The organism is Actinoplanes sp. NPDC049598 (assembly GCF_040675435.1).
In the GTDB taxonomy this organism is placed as follows: Bacteria; Actinomycetota; Actinomycetes; order Mycobacteriales; family Micromonosporaceae; genus Actinoplanes.
Map to the genome: position 1 here is coordinate 328,375 of NZ_JBFAOX010000002.1, position 22,071 is coordinate 350,445.

The following is a 22,071-nucleotide window of genomic DNA, read 5'->3' on the forward strand; positions in this document are numbered from 1 at the left end:
GTCCTAGAGGAAAACAGGACCACGGAGGGCGCAGGACCATGAGAATCGCAGTCATCGGCGGCACCGGGCTCATCGGCTCGCAGGTCGTCAAGTTGCTCACCGCCGCCGGCCACGAGGCGGCGCCCTACTCGCTGTCGAACGGGGTCGACCTGGTCGCCGGCACGGGGGTGGCCGAGGCCATCAAGGGCGCCGAGGTCGTCGTCAACCTGACCAACTCGCCGACCTTCGACGAGGCCTCCGCGGTCTTCTTCCGCGAGACCATGGAGAACCTGCTCGACGAGGCCGAGGACGCCGGCACCCAGCACATCGTCATCCTGTCCATCGTCGGCGTCGACCGGGTCCCCGACCTCGCCTACTACCAGGCCAAGGTCTTGCAGGAGACGCTGCTCGCGCAGGAGGAGAAGATCCCGTACTCGATCGTGCGGGCCACCCAGTTCTTCGAGTTCGTCAACGCGGCGATGTCCTGGACCTCCGACGAGACCGCGGTGCGCCTGCCCACGACGCTCGTGCAGCCGATGGCCTCGGCCGAGGTGGCCCAGGCCGTGGCCGACGTCGCGCTGGGTGAGCCGCTGATGGGTGTACGGAACTACGCCGGGCCCGAGGTCTTCTCGCTCGACGAGCTGGGCCGCATCACGCTGGCGTTCCAGGGCGACCGGCGCCCCGTCGTCGTCGACGAGAGCGCCGGCCTGTTCGCCGCCGTGACCGGCGACGCCATCATCGCGCGAGATGACGCCGTCATCACGAAAACGCGGTACCAGGACTGGCTGCTGTCCCGATGACCGACAGCAGGCGCAGCCTCTCCTGCGACAGCGAGCCGGGCTGCGCGGTGTAGACGACGAGCTGCTGTGACCGGTCCGGGTCGACCAGCCGCTGGCAGTCCAGCTCCAGCGGCCCGACCTCCGGGTGCAGCAGCCGCACCGGCCCGCAGTACGGGCCGGCGACCGGATGCTGTTTCCACAGCTCCGTGAACGCCGGGCCGGACGCCAGCAGAGCGTCGACGATGGCGCCGGCCCGCGAGTCCCGGCCGTCGCGCGTGTACGACGCGTGCAGGTCGGCCACGATGAGCCGGCTCTGCTCGTCCCACTCCTCGCGGGGGTACAGCGAGCGGGTCGCCGGGTCGGTGAACCAGCGGTAGTGCTTGCTGCGGTCCAGCCCCGTGTAGATGCGTTCGTCCCCCACGAGAGCCACCGCGAGCCGGGTCTGCAGCAGCGTCTCGCCCAGGTGGGAGACGACCATCGCGGCCGTGTCCTCGAGGCCGTCGAAGATGCGCATCATGCCCGGGTTGACGTGCTCGCTGTCCGCCGAACGGCGCGGCGTCGCATAGCCGGCCAGCTCGAAGAGGTGGTCGCGTTCCTCCAGCGACAGGCGCAGGCCGCGGGCGATCGCCCCGAGCATCTGCTCGGACGGGTGCGGGCCGCGGGGCTGCTCGAGCCGGCTGTAGTAATCGATCGACATGTCGCTGAGCACCGCGACCTCCTCGCGGCGCAGGCCGCGGGTGCGGCGCCGCTGCCCCCGGGGCAACCCGACATCCTCGGGCTGCAGGGCCTCGCGGCGGGTGCGCAGATATTCGGCCAGCCGTGCGCGATCCATGTCAGTTCCTTCCCGCGGCTGTCACGCCGAGGGCGTAGTCCCACAGACGGGCCGCGGCTGCCTCGTCGCGCGCCGGCTTGTAGATGTCGAGCTCGGCCGGCCCGCCCTTGAACTGCCCGAAGCCGTCCGGCCCGTACAGCCGCCCGCCCTTCGCCTGCGGGCTCGCCGCCGCGTAGAGGATCGGCAGGACACCCTGCGAGACGCCCTGGACCAGGACTCCCCAGCGGGCCAGGCGGCTCATGATGGCCTCGTGCGGCGCCGGCTTGCTGCGCCCCAGGTTGGGCCCGGCGGCGTAGAGCCCGGTCAGTGTCGTCCCCGGGTGCGCGGCGTTGCTGACGATGCCCCACCCCTCGGCCCGGCTGCGGCGGTCGAGCTCGAGCGCGAACATCAGGTCGGCCAGCTTGGAGTTGTTGTACGCCTTGACGGCGGAGTACGACCGTTCGGCCTGCAGGTCGCCGAAGTCGAGCCGGCCCTGCCGGGCGGCGCTGCTGGTCACCGTGGTCACCCGGGCCGAGCCGGCTTGGAGCAACGGCAGCAGGCGGTGGGTGAGGACGGCGTGGCCGACGAAGTTCGTCCCGAACTGCAGTTCCAGCCCGTCGGCGGTGGTGTGCCGGGTGGCGGGCGCCATCACCCCGGCGTTGTTGGCCAGGATGTCGACGGGCCTCCCCTCCGCGAGGAGGCCGTCGGTGAAGGCGCGGACCGACTCGAGCGAGGCCAGGTCGAGTGCGCGGAGCGAGACCTCGGCCCCCGGCGCCTCGTCGCGGATCCGGCTCAGGGCGGCCGCGCCCTTGGTGGTGTCGCGGACGGCGAGAAGGACCTCGGCGCCGTCGGCGGCCAGGCGGGTGGCCAGCTCCCGGCCCACTCCGCTGTTGGCGCCGGTGACCACGGCCAGCCGGCCACTGAGGTCGTACGACTGAACGCTGACTTTCTGCACGGGAACTCCCTGGTGGAAACGTGTTTCCTCAACGCTCGCGCGGCGGGGAGCCGTTAACCATGTTCTGTCGATACATGCCAGCGGGCGAGCTTGGCCGGGTTGAGCACGATCCACAGGGCCGACACGAGGTCGCCGGCCGATTCGGCGGCGACCACGGCCTCGGCCCGGCCGGCCCGGCGCAGCGCCAGGCCGGCCCGGCCGTTGACCGCTTCGACGGTGAGCTCGGTGCCCGGCCCGCACAGCAGGACGAGCACGAGGCCCGCCACGTCGTCCGCACCCAGGACAGGGTTGAGCGCCGCGAGCACGGCCCCGCCGCCGTCGCACATCGCGACGGCGTCGTCGTGCAGGGCGGCCCGCAGCGCGGCGATCTCACCCGTCCGGCAGGCGGCTAGGAAGCCGCGCACCACGTCGTCATGCGGACGGGGCATGCTCGAGCGGGACCGGGGTCTCGCCACCGGTGACGAAGGCCCGGCGAGGATGCTGGACCGAGGCGAGCGAGACGATGTCGCGGCCGAACAGGGCGGCGGTGAGCCAGACGAACAGGACCCGGACCTTGCGCTCCCAGCTGGGCACGGCCAGCACGTGGTAGCCGCGGTGCATCACCCAGGCCGGGAAGCCCTTGATGACGATGCCCTTCCACTGGAAGATGCCACGGCCCAGACCCAGCGTGGCCACGACGCCGAGGCTGCTGTGCTTGTACTGCTTCGGCTCGTGCCCGCGCAGGGTGGCGACGATGTTCCGGGCGAGCAGCTTGCCCTGGCGCACGGCGTGCTGCGCGTTCGGCACCGTCGCCGAGCCCGGCACCGCCAGGTCGGGGATCGCCGCGTCGTCGCCGGCGCCCCACGCGTCCGGCACGAAGGACGAGTCGTCGCCCACCCGCAGGTCGGGGCGGACCATCAGCATGCCGCGGCGGTCGACCGGCAGGTCGGTGTGGTTGCGCACCAGCGGGGCGACCGCGTTGCCGACCGTCCAGACGATCAGGTCGGAGTCGAACTCCTCCCCCGTCGACAGGACCACATGGCCGCCGTCGGCCGATTTCAGCACCGAGTTGAGGTGGACGTGCGCGCCCCGCTTCTCCAGCGAGCGCACCACCCACTCGCCGGGCTTGTCGGTCACCTCGGGCAGGATCCGGTCGCGGGCCTCGACGAGGTGGAACGACAGCTCGGCCGGGTCGAGCTCGGGGTACTTGCGGGCGAGCGCGGTGGCCAGCGACAGCAGCTCCCCGAAGCCCTCGACGCCGGAGAAGCCGCCGCCCACGAAGGTGACGGTCAGCAGCCGGCGGCGCTGCGGCCCGGGTTCCAGCGTCGAGGCCCGGTCGAAGTTGGTGAGCATCCGGTCCCGGATCGCGACCGCTTCCTCGACGTGCTTCATGCCGATGGCGTGCTCGCTGATGCCGGTGATGTCGAGCTTGCGGGTCACGGCCCCGGCGGTGACCGCGATGATGTCGTACGGGAACGCGAACTCCGCGCCCTCGGAGGGGCGGATGGTGACCGTCTTGTGCGCGTGGTCGACCTTCACCACCGTGCCAGAAATGATCTTGGTGTGCTTCAGGTGCCGCCGCATCGAGACCGCGGCGTGGCGGGCCTCGACCGAACCGGCCACCACCTCGGGCAGGAACGGCTGGTAGGTCATGTACGGCCGCGGGTCGACCACGACGACCCGCGCCTCGTCGCGCCGGAGCTTCTTCTCCAGCTTCCAGGCCGTGTAGAAGCCGGCATACCCGCCGCCCACCACCAGGATCGTCCGCATGGGGTCCTCTGTTTCTCTAGCAGTCACCCCTGATGACCGGGCGGCTCCAGGATTTGTGACAACTTCTCCGGAACCATCTGCCACATCACCCGGTCGATGCCGTCGGCGGTGACCCCGACCGTGAGGTACGCCTCGTTGCCGTTGGCCAGCGACAGCAGGAGGGCGGTCTGACCGTTGGTCTCCAGCCAGCGCACGCCGGCGCCCTCCCACATCCAGGCCGAGAGCGCCATGAAGAACTTGGCCACCGGCAGCGGCCCCTCGACGATGCGGCGGGCGATGCCCGGCGCCCCGTTGCCGTCGGAGATGCTGAGCACGCCCGGCGCCAGCAGCTTCTCCAGCGCGCTCATGTCGCCGCTGCGCGATGCCGCGATGAAAGTAGTGAGCAGCTTCTTCTGCTCGGCCGCCGGCACGGGCGTACGGCGCTCGTCGGCGAGATGCTTGCGGGCGCGGCTGACCAGCTGGCGTACGGCGGGCTCGGTGGTGTCGAGGATGTCGGCGATCTGGGCGTACGGATAGTCGAACGCCTCCCGCAGCACGTACGCGGCGCGCTCGCTGGGCTTGAGTTTCTCCATCAGCAGCAGCGTCGCGTACTCCAGCGCCTCGCCGCGTTCGGCGCCCAGGTAGGGATCGGCGCTCGTGTCGACGGGCTCGGGCAGCCACGGCCCCACGTACGTCTCGCGCCGGGCCCGGGCCGACTGCAGCTCGTTGATGGCCAGGCGCGTGGTGGTGGTCGCCAGGAACGCGGCCGGGTTGACCACCTGACTGCGGTCGTACGCCTGCCAGCGCAACCAGACTTCCTGGAGCAGATCCTCGGCCTCGGTGGCGCTGCCGAGCATCCGGTAGGCGATGCCGAACAGGCGCGGGCGCACACCGAGGAAGACCGCCGTGGCATCGTCGAGATCCGTTGTCACCTGCTCATCGTGGTCGGTGCGGGGGCAATCACCAAGCTTCTGTCACAGAAACCACGACTGCCCTGTCTGGGCTGGCATGATGCTGCTGCCCCAGGACCCGGCCAGGAGAGAGCTGGAGGAGAGACAAGCCGCCCCGGTGCCGAAGCCCGACGTCGACGAGGCCTGGCTGACCGTGGGCGGCGTGCCCGTGCGCCTCGTGCGGCCGCCCGGCTCCGCCCGGGTGCTGCCGGCGCTGCTGTATCTGCACGGCGGCGCCTTCGTCATGGGAAATTCGGGCACCCACGACCGGCTGGTACGCGAGCTCGCGGTCGGCGCCGGCGTCGCGGTGGCGTTCGTGGAGCACGACGGGCCGTTCCCGGTGGCGCTGGAGCAGGCGTACGGCGTGGCGCAGTGGATCCGGCGCCGGGGCCGCTCGGCCGGGCTGGACGGCCGTCGGCTCGCCGTCGCCGGGGACGAGACGGGCGGCGCGCTGGCCGCCTCGCTGGCCGCCGGCCGCGTCGGCTTCACCCACCAATCGCTGTACTACCCACGCGGCATCCCGGCCCAGCCCGAGCTGGGAAAGTCCCCGGAGACCTTCATCGTCGCGCGCGGGCACGGCGACGAGGGCCTCGCTTACGGCCGCCGACTGCGGACCGCGGGCGTACGGACGTCGACCGTGACCTTCGACGGCGCGCCGCCCCACTTCATGATGCTCAACTCCCTGCGCCCGACCGCGGCTGCGACCGCCGCCGTGGACCAGGCGATCCGCGCCCTGCGCCGGGCCTGCCATCCGGAAAGGACCGCACCATGACCCTGACCGTCGTTCTCGTGCACGGGGCCTTCGCCGAGTCGGCGAGCTGGAACGGGGTGGTCGAACGGCTCCGGGCGCGGGATGTGCCGGTGGTCGCCGCCGCCAATCCGCTGCGCGGCCTGCCCGGCGACGCCGCGTACGTCCGGGACGTCGTCACCGGCCTCGGCACCCCGGTGGTGCTGGCCGGCCACTCGTACGGCGGCATGGTCATCACCGAGGCGGCGGCCCGGCTCCCCGTGGTCGCGGCCCTCGTCTACGTCAGCGCCTTCGCCCCCGACCAGAGCGAGTCGGCGCTGGAGCTGTCCGCGAAGTTCCCGGGCGGCACGTTGGGCGCCGTTCTCACCTCGCACCGCCTGACCGCGGGCGGCACCGAGCACCTCGTCCGGTCCGATGACTTCCACGAGCGGTTCGCCCACGACCTTCCCGCCACCCGGGCGGCGGTCATGGCGGCGACCCAGCGCCCGGTCACCCGGGCCGCCCTGACCACCGGCTTGCCGGCGGCCGTACCCGCGTGGCGGTCCACGCCGTCCTGGTTCGTCTTCGGCGACGCCGACCGCACTGTGCCGCCGGCGCTGCACCGCTTCATGGCCGACCGCGCCGGCGCCAAGGGCGTCCGCGAGGTCGATGGGGCCTCGCACGCCATCACCGTCTCCCGCCCGGCCGAGGTGGCCGATACGATTCTCGGCGCGGCAGCTCAGGTCTGACCTGGAGGATTCGTGAAGCGGGCGCGCGGGTCAGCTCGGGTAGGTGACCCCCGGCGTCGACGCGATCAGGACGTCGGCCACCGCGTGCCAGCCGAGCCGGGCGTAGAGCGGCTGCCCCTCCTCGCTGGCGATCAGCAGCCCGTGCTCGGCGCCGGCCGCCTCGGCCAGGGCGCTCATGACCGTGCTGGCCAGCCCGCGCCGCCGGTGCCCGGGCGAAGTCAGGATCTTGTCGGCGATACCGTCGGCGCCGGCGACCCCCATCGTCCCGTGGGCGCCCTCCTCGCCTCCACGATCCCGGACCACCACGCGGACCACCGCGCCGTCGACTGTCGTCTCGAGGGCGTAGCCCGGTGGGGCCGGGTGGAACTGCTGCAACCGCAGCTCGGTCACCATCAGCTTCTCGGATCGCTTGAGGACCACCAGGCCGGCCGCCTCGATCGCCGCGGCCGCCCGCTCCGGGTCCACGGTCGGCACGGTCAGCCAGGTGACCTTGTCCTCCCGCCGGACGAGCTCGGCCAGCCCGGCGACCGACGCGGCGCCGTCGAGCGCGAAGTACTCGACGTCGCGTCCCGTCTGCCGGCACCGCACGCGCAGCCCCGAGCCGAGGTCGCGGGCCGCCGGCAGCTCCCGGGCGATGCCCCAGCCGCGCTGCCACCGGACGACGAGCTCGCGAAGATCGGTCACGCTCCCAGTAGATCATCACCAAACCTTTGACGAAGTCCTATATTGACGAATATTAGTTAACCTTCCTAAGATTTGGCCGCCCGTAGTCATCCCCACGGCGCTCCCCCGCGCCGGACACGAAGGGTCGCCATCCCCATGGCCATCAAGAAGAGAAGCAGGTGGGCGGCCTCGGCCGCCGCACTCACCGTCGCCGCGGTCGGCACGATCACCGCGCTCGCCGTCCAAGGCCCCTCGGAGGCCGCCGTCCTGCCGAACGGTTTCAAGAGCGTCGGCTACATGCCGTCCTGGGCCGGCAGCGTCACGAGCATCCAGTACTCCAAGCTGACCCACATCAACTACTCGTTCGCCCTGCCGAACGCGAACGGCACCCTGCAGGCGATCGACAACACCGCCAAGCTCCAGCAGCTGGTCACCCTCGGCCACCAGAACAACACCAAGATCTCGCTGGCCATCGGCGGCTGGAACGACGGCAACGACTCCGCCTTCGAGTCGCTCGCCGCGAACTCCGGCACGCGCACGACGTTCGTCAACAACGTCATGAACACCGTCCGGCAGTACAACCTGGACGGCATCGACATCGACTGGGAGTACCCGGACCCCGGCACCTCCGGCAACAACTACACGGCGCTGATGCAGCAGCTCAGCACGGCCCTGCACAACGAGGGCAAGCTGCTCACGGCCGCGGTCGTCAGCGAGGGCAACACCGCCAACGGTGTCCAGCCCGCGGTCTTCGGCTACGTCGACTGGCTCAACATCATGGCGTACGACGGCGGCAGCCCGCACGCCAACTACGACTGGTCCATCGCGTCGGCCAACTTCTGGAAGAACCGGGGCCTGCCCAAGGCCAAGACGGTGCTCGGGGTGCCGTTCTACAGCCGTCCCGGCTACCTGACGTACGCCCAGCTGGTCGCCCAGGACCCGGCCAACGCGAACCGGGACTGCACCCCGTCCGGCGAGTGCTACAACGGCCTTCCCACGATCCGCCGCAAGACCCAGTGGGCCCTGGCCAACGCCGGCGGCATCATGAACTGGGAGCTGTCGCAGGACGTCACCGGCGCGAACTCACTGGTCAGCGCGATCTACGAGACCGTCGTGGGTGGCGGCGGCACCCCCACCACCCCTCCGCCGTCGGGCCGCACCGGGCGGATCACCGGCGTCGCCGGCAAGTGCGTCGACATCGCCGCCGCCAGCAACGCCAACGGCACGGCCGTCCAGCTGTACGACTGCAACGGCACCACGGCGCAGAACTGGACGATCGGCGCCGACAGCACGATCCGCGGGCTGGGCAAGTGCCTCGACGTGGCCTCGGCCGGCACGGCCAACGGCTCGCTGGTGCAGATCTACGACTGCAACGGCACCAACGCGCAGAAGTGGACCGCCCAGTCGAACGGGACGCTGCTCAACACCGGCAGCAACAAGTGCCTGGACGCGTCGAACAACAGCTCGGCCAACGGCACCCGCCTGCAGATCTGGGACTGCTTCGCCGGCGCGAACCAGCGCTGGGTCCTTCCCTGACAGTAGAGACGCAGCGCGGCCCGCTTTCGCCGTGGCGGGCCGCGCCGCACACTTGAGCCATGTATGTGATCAAGGAACGTTTCTTCTCCATCGGCGACGACTTCGACGTGGAGGACGAGAACGGCAACCGGGTCTACCACGTCGACGGCAAGGTCTTCAGCGTCCGCAACCGGGTCGTCATCGAGGACACGAACGGCGACGAGGTGGCCTCGGTCCACCGCCACCTCGTCGCGCTGCGCCCGACGTACGAGATCCGGATCGGCGGCGAGAAGGCGGCGGAGGTACGCAAGAAGCTGTTCACCCCGTTCCGGGACAAGTTCACCATCGACGTGCCGGGCCCCGACGACCTGGAGATGAAGGGCAACCTGCTCGACCACGAGTACGTCATCGAGCAGGACGGCCGCGAGGTGGCCGCCGTCTCCAAGCGCTGGCTGACCATCCGCGACACGTACGCCGTGCAGGTCTCGGCGGGCGTCGACCCGCTGTTGATCATCGGTAGCGTGCTCGCCCTGGACCTGGCGCTGGAGCGGGACAAGGACAAGAAAGACGGCGACTCGGACGACTGACCGGCGCTTTAAGTGACTGTTAGGTGGGCAGCAGGCGGCACCGGAGACGGTATCGGCATGAACAACGAACCGACCGGGCTCCTGCTCGCCCACCGCGCCATGCTCAAGGACCTCGACCGCCTGGCCGACCTGACCGCCGCTCTCGCCGCTTCCGGTTCCCGGCTCGACCGCAAACGGGCCACCGCGATCGCCGACTACCTGAGCGACTTCTGCGACAGCATCCACCACCACCACAGCGCCGAGGACGACGTGCTGTGGCCGGTGCTGGAGCGGTCGGCCGGCGCGCACGTCGACCTGACCGAGCTCACCGACGACCACGCCGTGCTCGACCCGAAGCTGACCCGGGTCCGCACCGGCGCGGCCCAGCTCCGCGACACTCAGGTCGTTCCGGCCGAGCTGGCGGCCGACATGAAGGATCTGCGCGACACGCTGCACGAGCACATCGCCGACGAGGAACGCACGATCGTCCCGCTGATCAAGACGTACGTCTCGGACGGCGAGTGGAACCGCGTCGAGGCGTCCATCCGCAAGCGCGGCGCCAAGATGACCTTCGAGGTGCCGCGGATCCTCGCCGTCAGCACCCCGGCCGAGCTGGCCGAGGCCCGCAAGGAGGGCGGCCTCCCCGTCGCCCTCATGATCAAGCTGTTCCCGCTGTCGTTCCGCAAGCGGGAGCGCCTCGTCTTCAGCTCCTGAGCCGCTCCGTCAGTTCAAGGGCACTTCGGCGGTACGCCGGGTCGCCGGTCAGCGCATACAGGGCGGCGTCGACCGGCCCGGCGTACAAGGTCCCGGAGTCGAGCCCGGCCACCCGCCCGGCGAACGGCAGCAGCTCGGCCGCGATCCGCCGGCCGGTCTCCTCGTCGCCGAGCCGGGCCGCGGCCAGCCCACGCAAGGTGGTGAAGCCGAGCCAGTAGTAGTTCCGGTCGATCTCCCCGCGGCGCTGCCAGACCTCCCGGGCGGCGGCCAGGTCACCGGCATCGACCAGGGCCAGTACGAGGGCGTCGGTCACCCGGCCCGGATAGACGGCCTCGATCGCGGTTAGCTCGTCGCGCAGCGGGGCGAGATCGCCGCGGGCCACCCCGGCGCCGATCCGCCCGACGGTGGCCATCGCCGCCCCGTTGAGCGCCCCGTGCTCGGCTAGGCGCCGGCTGACCTCGGCGTACCGCTCCAGCGCCTGGTCGATCCGCCCGGCCAACAGCTCCAGCAGCGCCTCGAAGATCCCGACGACCGCGAGCAGCCCGCTGAGCTGCCCGGTCGTGGACCGGGCGACGGCCCGCCGCATCTCGGCCCGCGCCCGGTCCAGCTCGGTGTGCGCCGCCGAGTCGAGGAAGAGCAGCCAGTGCGCCACCGCCTCGTGATCGATCTCCCCGGCCGCCACCGCGGTCGCCAAATACTCCTCGGCAACCGCCCGCCGCTCCTCCCGCAGGTCCGGCCCGAGCGCCGCGTAGGCCCGCGCGTTCAACGCCGCACAGAGCAACCGAGCGGGCCGGGCCGTTTCGCGGGCCAAGGTGAGAGCCTCCGCGCTGACCTCGGCCGCGGCCGCGTCGTCGTAACCCTCCAGCTCGCGGAAGAGCGCGAGCAACAGCCGCACCCGAATCTCGCTCGGATGCGGCCTCGCCAACTCGCGCCGGATCGCGGCGATCGTGGCGGCGGACGGCTCGCGGCCGTCGCGGGTGGTCCAGATCAGCGGGGCGTCCCACGCCGTGAGCACGTCGAGGTTGTCACTCCGCAGATAGATGGTGCGGGCCCGAATGATGTCACCAGCACGAGCGTGCGCGGTCACCGCCGCGGCCAGAAGGGCGGACTTCTCACCGGTGGCGCGGCTGCCGGCCAGCTCGTGCAGCCGCAACGCCTCGCGCCACTGGGCGGCCGCCTCCCGCCAGGACCCGGCCCGCTCGGCATGCCGGGCGGCGTCGATCGCATATCGCACCGCGTCACTCGCCGTAGCCGGGTTCGCGGCCGCCGCGGCATGGCGTGACAGCGTCGCCGCCTCGACCGTGCCATCGAGCACCCGCAGCGCCCGCTCGTGCAGCCGTGCCCGCCTCAGCAACGGCGTGTCCTCGTACAGCGTGTCCCGAACCAGAGCGTGGGTGAACCGCACCCGCCCCGGCACCGGCTCCTCGAGCAGCCCGGCCAGGACGGCCACCTCGAGCGCGTCGAGCAACTCGTCCGGGTCCCGCCCCGCCACGTCGGCCAGCACATCGAGGTCGGCCTCCCGGCCCAGCACCGCCGCCTGCCGCAACGCGCTCGTCACCGCGTCCGGCAGCCGCGCCACCCGCCGGCGCAGCACCTCCCGCACACCCTTCGGCACCGCGGTCTCCGCCGCCGTGGCTCCCTCGGCCGCGATCAGCCGCGCCAGCTCACGAACGAAGAGCGGATTCCCCTCCGTACGCTCCGCCACCAGCGCCAGCAGCTCCGGCCCCGCCTCCTCGAGCCCGTACCGCCGCGCCAGCTCGGCCACCGCCGCCGGCTCCAGCCCACTCAGCGTGAGATGAGCCGACGTCACCGACAGCAAGGCCCCGATCGTCGCCTCCAACTCGTCACCGAGGTCGCTGCTGCGATAAGTGAGCAGCACCAGCAGCGGCGTGCCCTGCGCCACCACCTGCCGTACCAGCTGCAGGGTCAGATCGTCCGCCCGATGGACGTCCTCCAGCAGCACCACGGTCCGCGCCCCGGCCAGATCCGCCGCGATCCGCCGCCCGAGCCGGAACGCGTTCGGCTCGTCCCCCTGCAGCAGATCGACCCCGAGCGCCTCCGACCACGCCCACCCCGGCGGCGCCCCGTCCACTTCCGGGCAGCGTCCCGTCCGGGCCCGCCACCCGGCCTCGACCAGCCCCGCCACCGCCACCTCGGCCAACGTCGTCTTCCCCGCCCCCGCGTCCCCGCCGACCAGCACCACCCGCGCCACCCCGGACGCGACCTCTCCGGCCGCGCCGGCAATTGCCGCGAGTTCCGCTTTTCTTCCCCAAGCTGCTGTACGGACCCCCGCGCCCCCGGACCCACCAGCAGAACCCCACCGAACAGCGGCCGAATCCAGCACAGCCGCGACGGGAGCGACCAGATTCGGCCCGGACGCGTCGGAGGGGGCCGGGCCTAGCGCAACCGAAGCAGGCCCGCCCGAATCCGGCGCGGCCGCGACGGGAGCGACCGGGCTCGGCCCGGCCGGCACGAGAGGGGCCTGGCCTGGCGCGGCCGAAGCCGGATCGCCCGAGACCGGCGCAGCCGCGACGGGAGCGACCGAGTTCCGCGCGGCCGGGACGGAAGTGCCGTGGCTCGGCGCACTCGATGGAGAAGTGCCGTGGCTCGGCGCACTCGATGGAGAAGTGCCGGAGCTCGACGCCGAAGCGTGAGTACCGAGGCCGAGCGCGGCTGGAGTGGCGGAGTCTTCGGTCGGACGGGTGGAAGGGTGCGACGGGTTGGCATCCCCCGCCGGGGTGTGTTCGGCTGCATCAGGCTCCGCCGAAGCCGCCGCGCTGCCGGCGGATGTGGGATGTGTGGGCGGCGCCGCGGGCCGGGGTTGCGGACTCGGTCCGGCCAGGGTTGCGGCGTGGGTCAGGATGTCGGCCTCGAGAGTGCGCAGCTCCCGGCTCGGGTCGACGCCGAGCTCCTCGGCCAGGTGGTCGCGGGTGCGGCGCAGGGTGGCCAGGGCGTCGCCCTGACGGCCGGTCCGGTAGAGGGCGAGCGCCAGCAGCCGGACCGCGCCCTCGCGGGCGGGATGGTCGCGCAGGTGCCGCTCCAGCTCGGCGATGACCAGGGCCGGACGGCCCAGCTCGAGGTCGGCCTCGGCCCGCGACTCGACAGCCAGCAGGCGCAGCTCGGCCAGGCGGGCCGCCTCGGGCGCCGCCCACGGTTCGTCGGCGACCTCGGCGTACGCGTCGCCCTGCCAGCGGGCCAGCGCCTCGCTCAGCAGGGCATGCCGGTCGGCTGGACCGGCCGTGGATGCCCGCCGGACCAGGTCACCGAAGTGCCACGCGTCCACCGCCTCGGCCGGCAGCCGCAGCGCATAGCCCGGCGGCGCACTGACCAGGACCGACGCCGGTGTGCGCCGGGCCCGCGCCGGTTCTAGCGCACGGCGAAGATGGGAGATGTGTACTTGGAGTGAGGCCAGGCCGCGGGCCGGGACGTCGGCGCCGCCCCATAGATCGTCCACGAGCCGGTCGGCCGAGACGACCTCACCACCGGCGACGGCCAGCCGCGCGAGCACCGCCCGCTGCCGTGGCCCACCGAGATCGGCCACCACGCCGCCGACGTCGGCCCGCACAGGCCCGAGCACGAAGAGCCGGACGGCCGGTGCGAACTGTGCCACGTTGCCCTTTCCGCGGTTGACCTGTTCAGGGACAAGTTACCGGCCGCCCCGCGCCGGGCGGCCCACCGTTCGGCTCGCCTCGCGAATCCACTCGCAGGAGGCGCCCCGAGCAGCGCCCGAATGAAAGCCCCCCGCGCCGGGCCGCGCCGTCCCGCCGCCAGGCCTGCTTCAGCCAGTTGGCGCACGTGATAGTGATTACCTGGAGTCTCATGATCGGCCACCCTTCTTTGGTCTCTCACGTGGAAAGACGCCTCGACGAGGGCGATGTGCTTACCTCCGGAGTCGGTTCTTGAGAAAAATGCTTCGCTAGCATCGGGGCATGTCCGGGGGACGGCGGGTGGCACTGGCGCTCGGGTCCGGTGGGGCGCGGGGGTTCGCGCACATCGGGGTCGTGCAGGTGCTCGAGGAGCGCGGCTTCGAGGTGTGCTCGGTGGCCGGGTCGTCGATGGGCGCCCTGGTCGGGGGCGTGATGGCGGCGGGCCGGCTCGAGGAGTTCACGGACTGGGCGGTCAAGCTCAAGCAGCGGGACATCCTCCGCCTGATCGACCCGAAGTGGGCGCTGCCGGGGGCGATGGCGGCCGACCGGCTGATCAATCATCTGAACGACTTCCTGGGTGACGCGGAGATCGAGCATCTGCCGATTCCGTACACGGCGGTGGCGACCGACATCAACGCGCGGCGTGAGGTGTGGTTCCAGAAGGGGCTGCTGCGGTCGGCCATCCGGGCTTCGATCGCCATTCCGGGGCTGATCACGCCGGTGGTCATCAACGGGCGGCTGCTGGCGGACGGTGGGCTGCTCAACCCCGTACCGATCGAGCCGACCGCGGCCTCCGGGGCCGATCTGACCGTGGCCGTCTCCCTGCAGGCCCCTCGCCCGCAGGGCGAACCGGCGTCACCGATCCGGGCCGCCGCCGCGCCGCACTGGTACGAGGACTGGCGCGACCGTCTCCGTCAGGTCTTCCACACGCGGAACGGCACCGCCGAGGCCGCCGCCATGCCGGTCCTGCCGGAAGCGATGACGCTGACCGAGAAGACGGAGGATCCGCTGCCCGGCGGGCTGCGCATCGCGGATGTGCTGTCGTCCTCGCTGGACGCCATGCAGGACATGATCGCCCGTTATCGGATGGCCGGCCTGCCGCCCGACGTCCACATCGCCGTCCCGGTCAGCGCCAGCCGCGTCATGGACTTCCACCGGGCCGGCGAGATGGTCGCCCTCGGCCGCCGGCTGGCCACCAAGGCGCTAGACGACGCCGCTCTTCACTAGAGCGTCGACCGTGCGGTCGACGTCGTCCTCGTCGGTGGACCAGTTCGAGACCGAGATGCGGATGGCCGCGGCCCCGTTCCAGGTGGTGCCGCTCATCCAGGACGTGCCCTCCGCCTGAATACGGCGCAGCGAGCGCGTCCCGCTCCCCCGACGCGGCGTGCTGCAGATAGCTCGCCCGGACCCCCATGGCCGCCCGGTGCTCGTCCGGGTGCACACAGATGACCAGCCCGGAGTCGTACAACGTCCACCAGCCATCCCGCCGCCGTCTCCTCGACGACGCCGGCGGCCGGCCCGAGCACGTACAACCCGGCGTTCTGATCCCAGGTCGAGGTCAGCCAGTCGGCGGCCAGCGCGGCCGGCGTCGCCCCGCCGATCACGAAGCCGAAGAACCGGCCGCTCGACGAGGCCATCACCCCCGGCGAAGCCGCGGCGACGAGGTCGGCCACCACCTTCTCCGGCCGCAGCGACCCGGTCTGCAGCTTCCCGCCCAGCGCCGCTCGCAGCGACTCGAGCGACGCCGAGGGCCGCACCGGCCGCTCCGGTAGTCCACCCAGGTACGCGGTCGCGTGATCGAAGGCCACTCCGAGCGGCCCCTGCCAGTCCGGACGCTCCATGACGCCAAGGCTAGGACCGCGATGGCCCCGGGCCGGCCGACAAGCGGGTGTCCGACATCAGAGCTAGGACCGGGCGGGCTCCAGGTCGGCGGTCGTCGGCGCGACCGGTACGGGAGCGGGCTGGTCGCGCTTGATGAACAGCAGGACCAGCGCGCCGCCGATGGCGAAGACGATGGCGCCCAGCACATAGCTGATCCGGAACGCGTTCTCGGTCGGCAGGGCGGCGGCGCCGACGAGGCGGGTCTGCCCGGCCAGGATCGTGATCACCAGGGCGCTGCCGATGGTGCCGCCGACCGTGCGCATGATGGAGTTGACCGAGTTGGCGATGCCCGTCTCGGCCGGCTGCACGTGGCTGACCAGCAGCGCCGGCATGGACGCGTAGGCCATGGCGATCGCGCAGCTCGCCACCACGAAGGCGGCGATGGTCTCGACCTTGTTGTCGTGCAGGAAGGTCAGCGAGGCCAGACCGGCCGCGCCGATGCCGCAGGCGGCGGCCAGCACGATGCGCGGCCCGAGCTTGCCCACGAGCACGCCGGCGAGCGGCCCGACCACGACGCTGGCCGCCGCGCCCGGCAGCAGGTAGATGACGCTGGTCTCCAGGACGGTGGCGCTGAACCCGAAGCCCGTGTACGCGCTCGGGCTCTGCACGAAATAGCTGGTGGCCAGCTGCAGCGCGAACATCGCGAAACCGACCGCCATCGCGGCCAGGTTGGTGACCAGGATCGGGCGGTGGCGCAGCATCTCGACCGAGACGAGCGGCGCGGCCGTACGCCTCTGGAGGAAGTAGAAGCCGACGAGGATGATCACGGCCGCCGCGAAGAGGACGAGCACGCGGGCCGAACCCCAGCCCCAGGTGTGCCCCTGCGAGATCGGCAGCAGCAGGCTGACCAGCCCGGCCGCCAGGACCACGGCGCCGAGGTAGTCGACCCGGCCGCCCGCGCCCGAGCGCCGGGGCAGGGTGACCGCCAGCGCCAGGGCGATCGCGCTGATGGCGGCGGTGAGCCAGAAGATCCGCCGGTAGTCGGCGTCGCCCTGGGTGAGCAGCCCGGCCGCGACCAGCGCGACCCCGCCGCCGACGCCGAGGGTGGAGGCGACGACGGCCATGCTGTGGGTGAGCTTGGCCGGCGGCAGCTCGTGGCGCAGCAGGCTGATGCCGAGCGGGAACAGGGCGAAGCTGGTGCCCTGCAGGACGCGGGCGACGATCAGCCCGCCGATGTCGTGGACCGTGGCCGCGAGCACGCTGCCGGCCAGGGTGACGGCCAGCGTGGCGATGAAGACCGGCTTGATGCCGAGCACGTGGCCGAGCCGCCCCAGCAGCGGCGTACAGGCCGAGGCGGCGAGCAGCGTCGCCGTGGACACCCAGCCGACGGTGGTGGCGTCCGCACCGAGCTGAGCGGCGATCTGCGGCAGCACCGGCACCGGGATGGACTGGATCAGGGCCAGCAGGAAGCTGGCGGCCGCAGCCGCCAGAAGCAGCAGGCCAGGCCGTACGCGTACATGTGAGGTCACGTCCGGCTACGCTATCAACGCAGTGACCACAAAACTCGACACAGCGTCGATGATCACAGGAGGAGGGCCCTGATGAGCCAGGTGACGCGGCGCCGGACCGGCCCGTCCAAGGGCGATCGGCGCGAAGCCGCGATCCTCGACGCCGCCCGGGCGCTGTTCTCCGAGCGGCCGTACGAGTCGGTCACCATCGACGACCTCGCGGGCGGCGCCGGTATCTCGCGGACGAGCTTCTACTTCTACTTCCCGACGAAGACCGCGGTGCTGACCGCGCTGATGTCGCACGTGTGGGACGAGCTCGCCGCCTCGCACGTCTGGTTCGACGCCGACGGCCCCGCCCCCGAGCTGCTGCGCGTTCAGCTGGAGACGTCCGCCACACTCTGGCGGGCCAACGCCGGCATCCTCTCCTGCGCCGCCACTGCCGTCGCCACCTCCGGGGAGCTGCGCTCCTTCATCGGCCGGATCAAGGCGCGGTACGACGAGCGGGCGGCCGAGAAGATCCGCCGTGACCAGGACAACGGCACGGCCACCACGGCCATCCCGGCCCACCGGCTGGCCGAGATGATCTCGGCTATTCGCGACGCCCGATACGGGCAACTGGCCGGCGCCTCCGACGCCGAGCTGCGCGAGGCGGTCGGCGATCTCGCCGAGGCGATTGATCGTCTGGTCTACGGACGGGCTTAAAATACCTGGGTGACTGGGGAGCGGAGCATGATCGGCCGAGAGACCGAACTCCGCCTGACCCGGGGTCTGCTGGCCGAGGCGGCCGCCGGCAACGGCACCGCGCTGCTGATCCACGGACCGGCCGGGGTCGGCAAGACGGCCCTGCTGCGAGCCGCGCGGGCCGACGCGCTCGAGCGCGGCTTCACCGTGCTGTCGACAGCCGGCGTCGAGACCGAGCGCTGGTTCCCGTTCGCCGCGCTCAACCTGCTGCTGCAGCCCCTGCTCGGCGAGATCGAGCGGCTTCCGGCCGGGCACCGGGCGGTGCTGCGGGCCGCCTTCGGCGCCGACGACGTCGAGCCCGACGTCTACCGGGTCGGCCTGGCCGTGCTCGAGCTGCTCGCCGACGTCGCCACCCGGAGCCCGGTGCTGGTGGCCGCCGACGACCTCCAGTGGATCGATCCGTCCACCCGGGACGCCATGCTGTTCGTGGCCCGGCGGGCGCACGGTCATGCCCTTCTCGTCCTCGGCGCGACCCGGCCGGACGGCACCGGGCGGGTCGGCTCCGGCTACACCCCGGAGCTGGCCCTGGCCCCGCTCGACGGCCCCGCCGCGGCCGAGCTGCTCGACGCCGGCGCGCCCGCCCTTCCCCCGCACCTGCGGGCGCTGATCCTGGACCGGGCCGCCGGCAATCCGCTGGCCCTGATCGAGCTGCCCAAGGCCGTGCCGGACACCCCGGCCAACGCCGGTGACCTGCCGTTGACCCAGCGGCTGGAGAGCGCGTTCGCCGCGCGCACCGACTCGACGAGCCCGTCCAGCCGGGCGCTGCTGCTCGTGCTCGCGGCCGAGCCGACCGCGTCGCTCGATCGCCTGCTGGAGGCGGCCCGGCAGGTCACCGGCTCGATCGTGACCATCGACGCGCTGCAGGAAGCGGTGGACGCGGATCTGATCGCGATGACCGCGGACGGTCCCGCGTTCCGCCACCCGCTGATGCGTTCGGCGATCTACAACCGGGCCCGCGTGACGCATCGGCTCGCCGCCCACCGCGCGCTCGCCGCCGTGCTGGCCGATCAACCGGACCGCCGGCTCTTCCACGAGGCGGCAGCCGCCATCGGCCCGGACGACGATCTCGCCGACCGGCTCGAACGGTCCGCGGAGGCGGCCCAGGCCCGGGGCAAGGTCGCTGCGGCCGTTCCGGCCCTGCAGCAAGCGGCTTCGCTGGTACGGGATCCGCGCCGCCGGACGGGCCTGCTGGTGCGGGCGGCCGAGCTGTCGGGCCAGCTCAGCGATCGCCGCCGGACCCGGGCGCTGCTGGCCGGGGCCGACCCGGCCGTGATGGGCCCGGTCGAGCGGGCCCGCCTGCTTCTCGTCTCGGACAACGCGGCGTTCGAGCCCGACGAGCCGCAGCGGCGCATCCACGACATGGTCACCGCGGCCGCCGCCGCAGACCGCGCCGGTGCCCACGACGTGGCCGACAACCTCCTCTGGCGAGCCGCTTCCCGCTGCTACTTCCAGGACGGTGACGCCGGCACGAGGGCGGAGCTCGCCGCCGCGGCGGACCGCAGGGACGTGGGACCGGACGATCCGCTCCTGCTGGCCGTGCGGGCCTACGCGGAGCCGTACCGCTTCGGCGCGGAGGTGCTCGACCGGATCAGCCACCTCGACCCGGACCGGCACGACGGGCGGATCCTGCACTACCTCGGCAGTGGCGCCATGGGCTTCGGCGACTTCACCCACAGCACCCGGTTCCTGGCTCAGGCGGGCGCCGTCTGGCGGGCCCAGGGCCGGCTCGGGCTGCTGGCCCGCTCGCTCGCCGGCTCCTGGCCCCGCTTCTACCTCGGTCAGCTCGACCGGGCGCGGGCCGACGCCGCGGAGGGCGTCGCGCTGGCCAAGGAGACCGGCGAGGCGATCGTGCTGCTGGGTGTGCGGTCCGTCGCCGGTCTGGTGGCGGTGACCCGCGGCGAGCACGCCCAGGCCGAGGAGATGGTGCGGGAGCTGCGCGCGGACCCGCTGCTGCCGGGCATGCCGTTCGCCTCCTCCATCACCCGGCAGGTGGAGGGGCTGCTCGCCCTGCTCGGCGGGCGGGTCGAGGAGGCGTACGACCTCCTGGCCCGGGTCTTCGATCCGGGCGATCCGCACTTCCACTCGGTGGGCCGCTGGCTCGTCGCCCCCGATCTGGCCGACGCCGCGCTCGCCGCGGGCACGGTCGAGCAGGCCCGGGCGCTGGTCGCGGAGCTGCCGGCGCTGGCCCGCAGCCTGCCCACCGAGATGATGACCATGGCGTACGCCTACACGAGCGCCGTCCTGGCGCCGGACGACGAGGCGGAGCAGCGGTACGCCGACGCGTTCGCCACGCTGCCGGCCGGGGTGCAGCTCGTCCGGGCCCGGCTGCACCTCAACCACGGCCGTTGGCTGCGCCGGCAACGGCGGCAGGTCGACGCCCGGGTGCCGCTGCGCACCGCCCGCGACGAGTTCGACCGGCTCGGCGCCCGGCCCTGGGCCGAGCTGGCCCGTGACCAGCTGCGAGCGACCGGTGAGTCGAGCGGGCGACGCCACGAGAACCTGAGCGACCAGCTCTCGGCCCAGGAGATGCAGATCGCCACGCTGGCCGCCGAGGGCCTGACCAACCGCGAGATCGGCCAGCGGCTGTTCATCTCACACCGCACGGTCGGGGCGCACCTCTACCGCATCTATCCCCGTCTGGGGGTCAGTGGCCGCCGTCACCTGGCGGCGGCCCTGGGCGGCGCGGCGCAGTCATCGTACTGATGTTTTCCGCACCCCCGGCCGACAGGCTGAGGAGGTGATCCGCTTTACGATCCTCGGCCCGGTCGTCGTCCGCGACGGCGACCGGGAACTGCCCGCGGGCGCCGGCCGCCAGGGCACGGTGCTGGCCCTGCTGCTGGGCCGGGCCGGCTCGGTGGTCGGCCAGTCCGAGCTGGTCGAGCTCGTCTGGGGGGACGAGCCGCCGGCCAGCGCGGCCAATGTGCTGCACCGCTCGATCGGCCGGCTCCGCCGCCTGATGGAGCCGCACCTGCCGATCCGCTCGGCCGGCTCGCTGCTGTCCCGGGTCGGCGACGGTTACCTGCTGCGGGCCGACCGGTCCACTCTCGACCTGCTGGCCTTCCGCGATCTGGTCGCGGCGGCGCCGACCGGCCCGGATCCGGTCGAGCGTTATCTGCAAGCCCTCGCCCTGTGGCGCGGGCCGTGCGCCGAGGGCCTCGACCCGAGCCCGGTCTTCGAGAGCATCGACGGCGAACGGTCACGGGCGGCCCGGGACGCGGCCGACGCCGCCCTGCGGGCCGGCCAGGCGGCCCGGGTGCTGCCGGCGCTGCGCGAGGTCGCCCGCGACCAGCCGCTGGACGAGCCGTTGCAGAGCCGCCTCATGCTCGCCCTGGCCGCCGACGGGCAGCGCGACCGCGCCCTGGCCATCTTCCACGCGGTCAGCGAACGCCTCGGGGACGAGCTCGGCATCGACCCCGGCGCCGAGCTGCGCGCCGCCCGCGACAGCTTGCGCCGGCGACCACCGGCCAAGCCGGCCCAGCTGCCGTCCGACCACCCGTTCCTGCTGCCCCGCCGGGCCGACGAGGCCCACGCAGAGATCGAACGCCGGCGGGCCACCGGTCCCGCCGTCCTCTCGATCGACGGACGCCCCGGCGTCGGCAAGTCCACCCTCGCCCTCCATCTGGCTCACCGCCTGGCCGTCACCTGCCCCGACGGCCAGCTGTACGCCGACCTGCGCACCCCCATCGCCCCGGCCACCGTCCTGCGCGGTTTCCTCACTTCCCTGGGCGAGCGCCCCCGCGACCTGCCGGACGATCTCGACGCGCTGACCGGCCGCTGGCGTTCCGTGCTCGCCGGCCGCCGCATCCTGCTGGTCCTGGACAACTGCGAGTCGCTCGACGCGCGTCTGCTCCCGTACACCCCGGGCAGCGTCGTCATCACGACCAGCCGCACCGGCGGCGACTTCCACCTGACCCTGCCCAGCTTCGCGGAGGCCACCGCCATGCTGCGCCTGCGGCTCGGCGCGGACCGCGCCACCGCCGAACCGGCGGCGGTGGCCGAGATAGTCGACTACTGCGGCCGGCTGCCCCGCGCCTTGGCCGAGGCCGCCGTCTTGGCTGCGGTCGAGCCCGATCTCCCCTTGGCTCATATCGCCGCCGACCTCGCGCCCGAGTCTCCCGCACACCTCGGCACGCAGCCTCCCGCACACTTCGCCGCCGGGCGTCTCGCCGGCCTCGCCGGCTGATCCGGCCGCCCGCAACTCGGTTGCCGCCGCCCTTC

At 72.6% G+C, this 22,071-nt stretch carries 19 protein-coding genes; 10 read left to right on the forward strand and 9 right to left on the reverse strand.

Annotation, left to right across the window (positions count from 1 at the left end):
- The first annotated feature begins 38 nt into the window (after positions 1 to 38).
- Positions 39 to 779 (forward strand): SDR family oxidoreductase, encoded by a 741-nt coding sequence (locus AB0J66_RS07370; protein WP_364656759.1) that lies wholly within the window; start codon positions 39 to 41, stop codon positions 777 to 779.
- On the opposite strand, the gene AB0J66_RS07375 is transcribed toward AB0J66_RS07370, so the two are convergent.
- Genes AB0J66_RS07375 through AB0J66_RS07395 form a run of 5 tightly spaced genes read right to left on the reverse strand, consistent with a single transcriptional unit; the run spans position 739 to position 5,184 of the window.
- On the reverse strand, positions 739 to 1,590 hold the full coding sequence (locus AB0J66_RS07375) for a helix-turn-helix transcriptional regulator (RefSeq protein WP_364656762.1): 852 nt from the start codon (positions 1,588 to 1,590) through the stop codon (positions 739 to 741). The two genes, AB0J66_RS07370 and AB0J66_RS07375, sit on opposite strands and share 41 nt — an antisense overlap.
- 1 nt (position 1,591) lies before the next feature.
- A complete protein-coding gene (locus tag AB0J66_RS07380) occupies positions 1,592 to 2,524 on the reverse strand; it encodes an SDR family oxidoreductase (RefSeq protein ID WP_364656764.1) in 933 nt (310 codons plus the stop codon).
- 53 nt (positions 2,525 to 2,577) lie between these two features.
- Entirely contained in the window at positions 2,578 to 2,952 is a 375-nt protein-coding gene (locus AB0J66_RS07385) for a siderophore-interacting protein (RefSeq protein WP_364656767.1), read from the reverse strand.
- A complete protein-coding gene (locus tag AB0J66_RS07390) occupies positions 2,936 to 4,273 on the reverse strand; it encodes an NAD(P)/FAD-dependent oxidoreductase (protein WP_364656769.1) in 1,338 nt (445 codons plus the stop codon). Before AB0J66_RS07390 ends, AB0J66_RS07385 begins: the two co-directional genes overlap by 17 nt.
- A gap of 23 nt (positions 4,274 to 4,296) precedes the next feature.
- Entirely contained in the window at positions 4,297 to 5,184 is an 888-nt protein-coding gene (locus AB0J66_RS07395) for a sigma-70 family RNA polymerase sigma factor (protein ID WP_364656772.1), read from the reverse strand.
- Positions 5,185 to 5,263: 79 nt separating this feature from the next.
- On the opposite strand from AB0J66_RS07395, the gene AB0J66_RS07400 reads away from it, so the two are divergent.
- Both AB0J66_RS07400 and AB0J66_RS07405 read left to right on the forward strand, forming a co-directional pair.
- The gene (locus AB0J66_RS07400; RefSeq protein WP_364656774.1) at positions 5,264 to 5,974 is read left to right on the forward strand and encodes an alpha/beta hydrolase fold domain-containing protein; all 711 of its coding nucleotides are present in this window, start codon (positions 5,264 to 5,266) and stop codon (positions 5,972 to 5,974) included.
- A complete protein-coding gene (locus tag AB0J66_RS07405; protein ID WP_364656777.1) occupies positions 5,971 to 6,678 on the forward strand; it encodes an alpha/beta hydrolase in 708 nt (235 codons plus the stop codon). The genes AB0J66_RS07400 and AB0J66_RS07405 overlap by 4 nt, the downstream gene beginning before the upstream one ends.
- Before the next feature lie 30 nt (positions 6,679 to 6,708).
- Here the strand turns inward: AB0J66_RS07405 and AB0J66_RS07410 are convergent, their stop codons facing one another.
- The gene (locus tag AB0J66_RS07410) at positions 6,709 to 7,362 is read right to left on the reverse strand and encodes a GNAT family N-acetyltransferase (protein ID WP_364656780.1); all 654 of its coding nucleotides are present in this window, start codon (positions 7,360 to 7,362) and stop codon (positions 6,709 to 6,711) included.
- A 135-nt stretch (positions 7,363 to 7,497) separates the two neighbouring features.
- Here AB0J66_RS07410 and AB0J66_RS07415 point away from each other — a divergent pair, with 135 nt between their 5' ends.
- The 3 genes from AB0J66_RS07415 to AB0J66_RS07425 are packed head-to-tail and all read left to right on the forward strand — an operon-like array spanning position 7,498 to position 10,136.
- Complete coding sequence (locus AB0J66_RS07415) at positions 7,498 to 8,877, forward strand: glycosyl hydrolase family 18 protein (protein ID WP_364656783.1); 1,380 nt, start codon at positions 7,498 to 7,500, stop codon at positions 8,875 to 8,877.
- 59 nt (positions 8,878 to 8,936) lie between these two features.
- Positions 8,937 to 9,443, forward strand: coding sequence for an LURP-one-related family protein (locus AB0J66_RS07420; protein WP_364656785.1), 507 nt, complete (start codon positions 8,937 to 8,939; stop codon positions 9,441 to 9,443).
- 57 nt (positions 9,444 to 9,500) lie between these two features.
- Positions 9,501 to 10,136 carry a hemerythrin domain-containing protein gene (locus AB0J66_RS07425; RefSeq protein WP_364656788.1) on the forward strand — a complete coding sequence of 212 codons (636 nt, stop codon included), beginning with the start codon at positions 9,501 to 9,503 and terminating at the stop codon, positions 10,134 to 10,136.
- Here the strand turns inward: AB0J66_RS07425 and AB0J66_RS07430 are convergent.
- On the reverse strand, positions 10,126 to 13,746 hold the full coding sequence (locus AB0J66_RS07430; protein ID WP_364656790.1) for a BTAD domain-containing putative transcriptional regulator: 3,621 nt from the start codon (positions 13,744 to 13,746) through the stop codon (positions 10,126 to 10,128). The two genes, AB0J66_RS07425 and AB0J66_RS07430, sit on opposite strands and share 11 nt — an antisense overlap.
- A 319-nt stretch (positions 13,747 to 14,065) precedes the next feature.
- Between AB0J66_RS07430 and AB0J66_RS07435 the strand changes: the two genes are divergently transcribed.
- Positions 14,066 to 15,010 carry a patatin-like phospholipase family protein gene (locus AB0J66_RS07435; protein WP_364656793.1) on the forward strand — a complete coding sequence of 315 codons (945 nt, stop codon included), beginning with the start codon at positions 14,066 to 14,068 and terminating at the stop codon, positions 15,008 to 15,010.
- A gap of 92 nt (positions 15,011 to 15,102) precedes the next feature.
- On the opposite strand, the gene AB0J66_RS07440 is transcribed toward AB0J66_RS07435, so the two are convergent.
- On the reverse strand, positions 15,103 to 15,624 hold the full coding sequence (locus AB0J66_RS07440) for a hypothetical protein (RefSeq protein WP_364656795.1): 522 nt from the start codon (positions 15,622 to 15,624) through the stop codon (positions 15,103 to 15,105).
- A gap of 63 nt (positions 15,625 to 15,687) precedes the next feature.
- Positions 15,688 to 17,133, reverse strand: a complete 1,446-nt coding sequence (locus AB0J66_RS07445) for an MFS transporter (RefSeq protein ID WP_364656798.1) — start codon at positions 17,131 to 17,133, stop codon at positions 15,688 to 15,690.
- A gap of 72 nt (positions 17,134 to 17,205) precedes the next feature.
- On the opposite strand from AB0J66_RS07445, the gene AB0J66_RS07450 reads away from it, so the two are divergent.
- From AB0J66_RS07450 to AB0J66_RS07460, 3 genes are read left to right on the forward strand one after another with little or no spacing between them, the layout of a single operon-like run.
- Positions 17,206 to 17,814 (forward strand): helix-turn-helix domain-containing protein, encoded by a 609-nt coding sequence (locus AB0J66_RS07450; RefSeq protein ID WP_364656800.1) that lies wholly within the window; start codon positions 17,206 to 17,208, stop codon positions 17,812 to 17,814.
- 9 nt (positions 17,815 to 17,823) lie between these two features.
- On the forward strand, positions 17,824 to 20,556 hold the full coding sequence (locus AB0J66_RS07455; RefSeq protein WP_364656803.1) for an AAA family ATPase: 2,733 nt from the start codon (positions 17,824 to 17,826) through the stop codon (positions 20,554 to 20,556).
- 34 nt (positions 20,557 to 20,590) lie between these two features.
- The gene (locus AB0J66_RS07460; protein ID WP_364656806.1) at positions 20,591 to 22,036 is read left to right on the forward strand and encodes a BTAD domain-containing putative transcriptional regulator; all 1,446 of its coding nucleotides are present in this window, start codon (positions 20,591 to 20,593) and stop codon (positions 22,034 to 22,036) included.
- Positions 22,037 to 22,071 lie beyond the last annotated feature (35 nt).

Excerpts from the sequence above, each read along its gene's own strand:
- AB0J66_RS07390 (WP_364656769.1), bottom strand. The coding sequence starts at position 4,273 with ATGCGGACGATCCTGGTGGTGGGCGGCGGGTATGCCGGCTTCTACACG.
- AB0J66_RS07405 (WP_364656777.1), top strand. The coding sequence starts at position 5,971 with ATGACCCTGACCGTCGTTCTCGTGCACGGGGCCTTCGCCGAGTCGGCG.
- AB0J66_RS07435 (WP_364656793.1), top strand. The coding sequence starts at position 14,066 with ATGTCCGGGGGACGGCGGGTGGCACTGGCGCTCGGGTCCGGTGGGGCG.
- AB0J66_RS07420 (WP_364656785.1), top strand. The coding sequence starts at position 8,937 with ATGTATGTGATCAAGGAACGTTTCTTCTCCATCGGCGACGACTTCGAC.
- AB0J66_RS07415 (WP_364656783.1), top strand. The coding sequence starts at position 7,498 with ATGGCCATCAAGAAGAGAAGCAGGTGGGCGGCCTCGGCCGCCGCACTC.
- AB0J66_RS07450 (WP_364656800.1), top strand. The coding sequence starts at position 17,206 with ATGAGCCAGGTGACGCGGCGCCGGACCGGCCCGTCCAAGGGCGATCGG.
- AB0J66_RS07385 (WP_364656767.1), bottom strand. The coding sequence starts at position 2,952 with ATGCCCCGTCCGCATGACGACGTGGTGCGCGGCTTCCTAGCCGCCTGC.
- AB0J66_RS07400 (WP_364656774.1), top strand. The coding sequence starts at position 5,264 with ATGCTGCTGCCCCAGGACCCGGCCAGGAGAGAGCTGGAGGAGAGACAA.
- AB0J66_RS07375 (WP_364656762.1), bottom strand. The coding sequence starts at position 1,590 with ATGGATCGCGCACGGCTGGCCGAATATCTGCGCACCCGCCGCGAGGCC.
- AB0J66_RS07440 (WP_364656795.1), bottom strand. The coding sequence starts at position 15,624 with ATGGAGCGTCCGGACTGGCAGGGGCCGCTCGGAGTGGCCTTCGATCAC.
- AB0J66_RS07425 (WP_364656788.1), top strand. The coding sequence starts at position 9,501 with ATGAACAACGAACCGACCGGGCTCCTGCTCGCCCACCGCGCCATGCTC.
- AB0J66_RS07370 (WP_364656759.1), top strand. The coding sequence starts at position 39 with ATGAGAATCGCAGTCATCGGCGGCACCGGGCTCATCGGCTCGCAGGTC.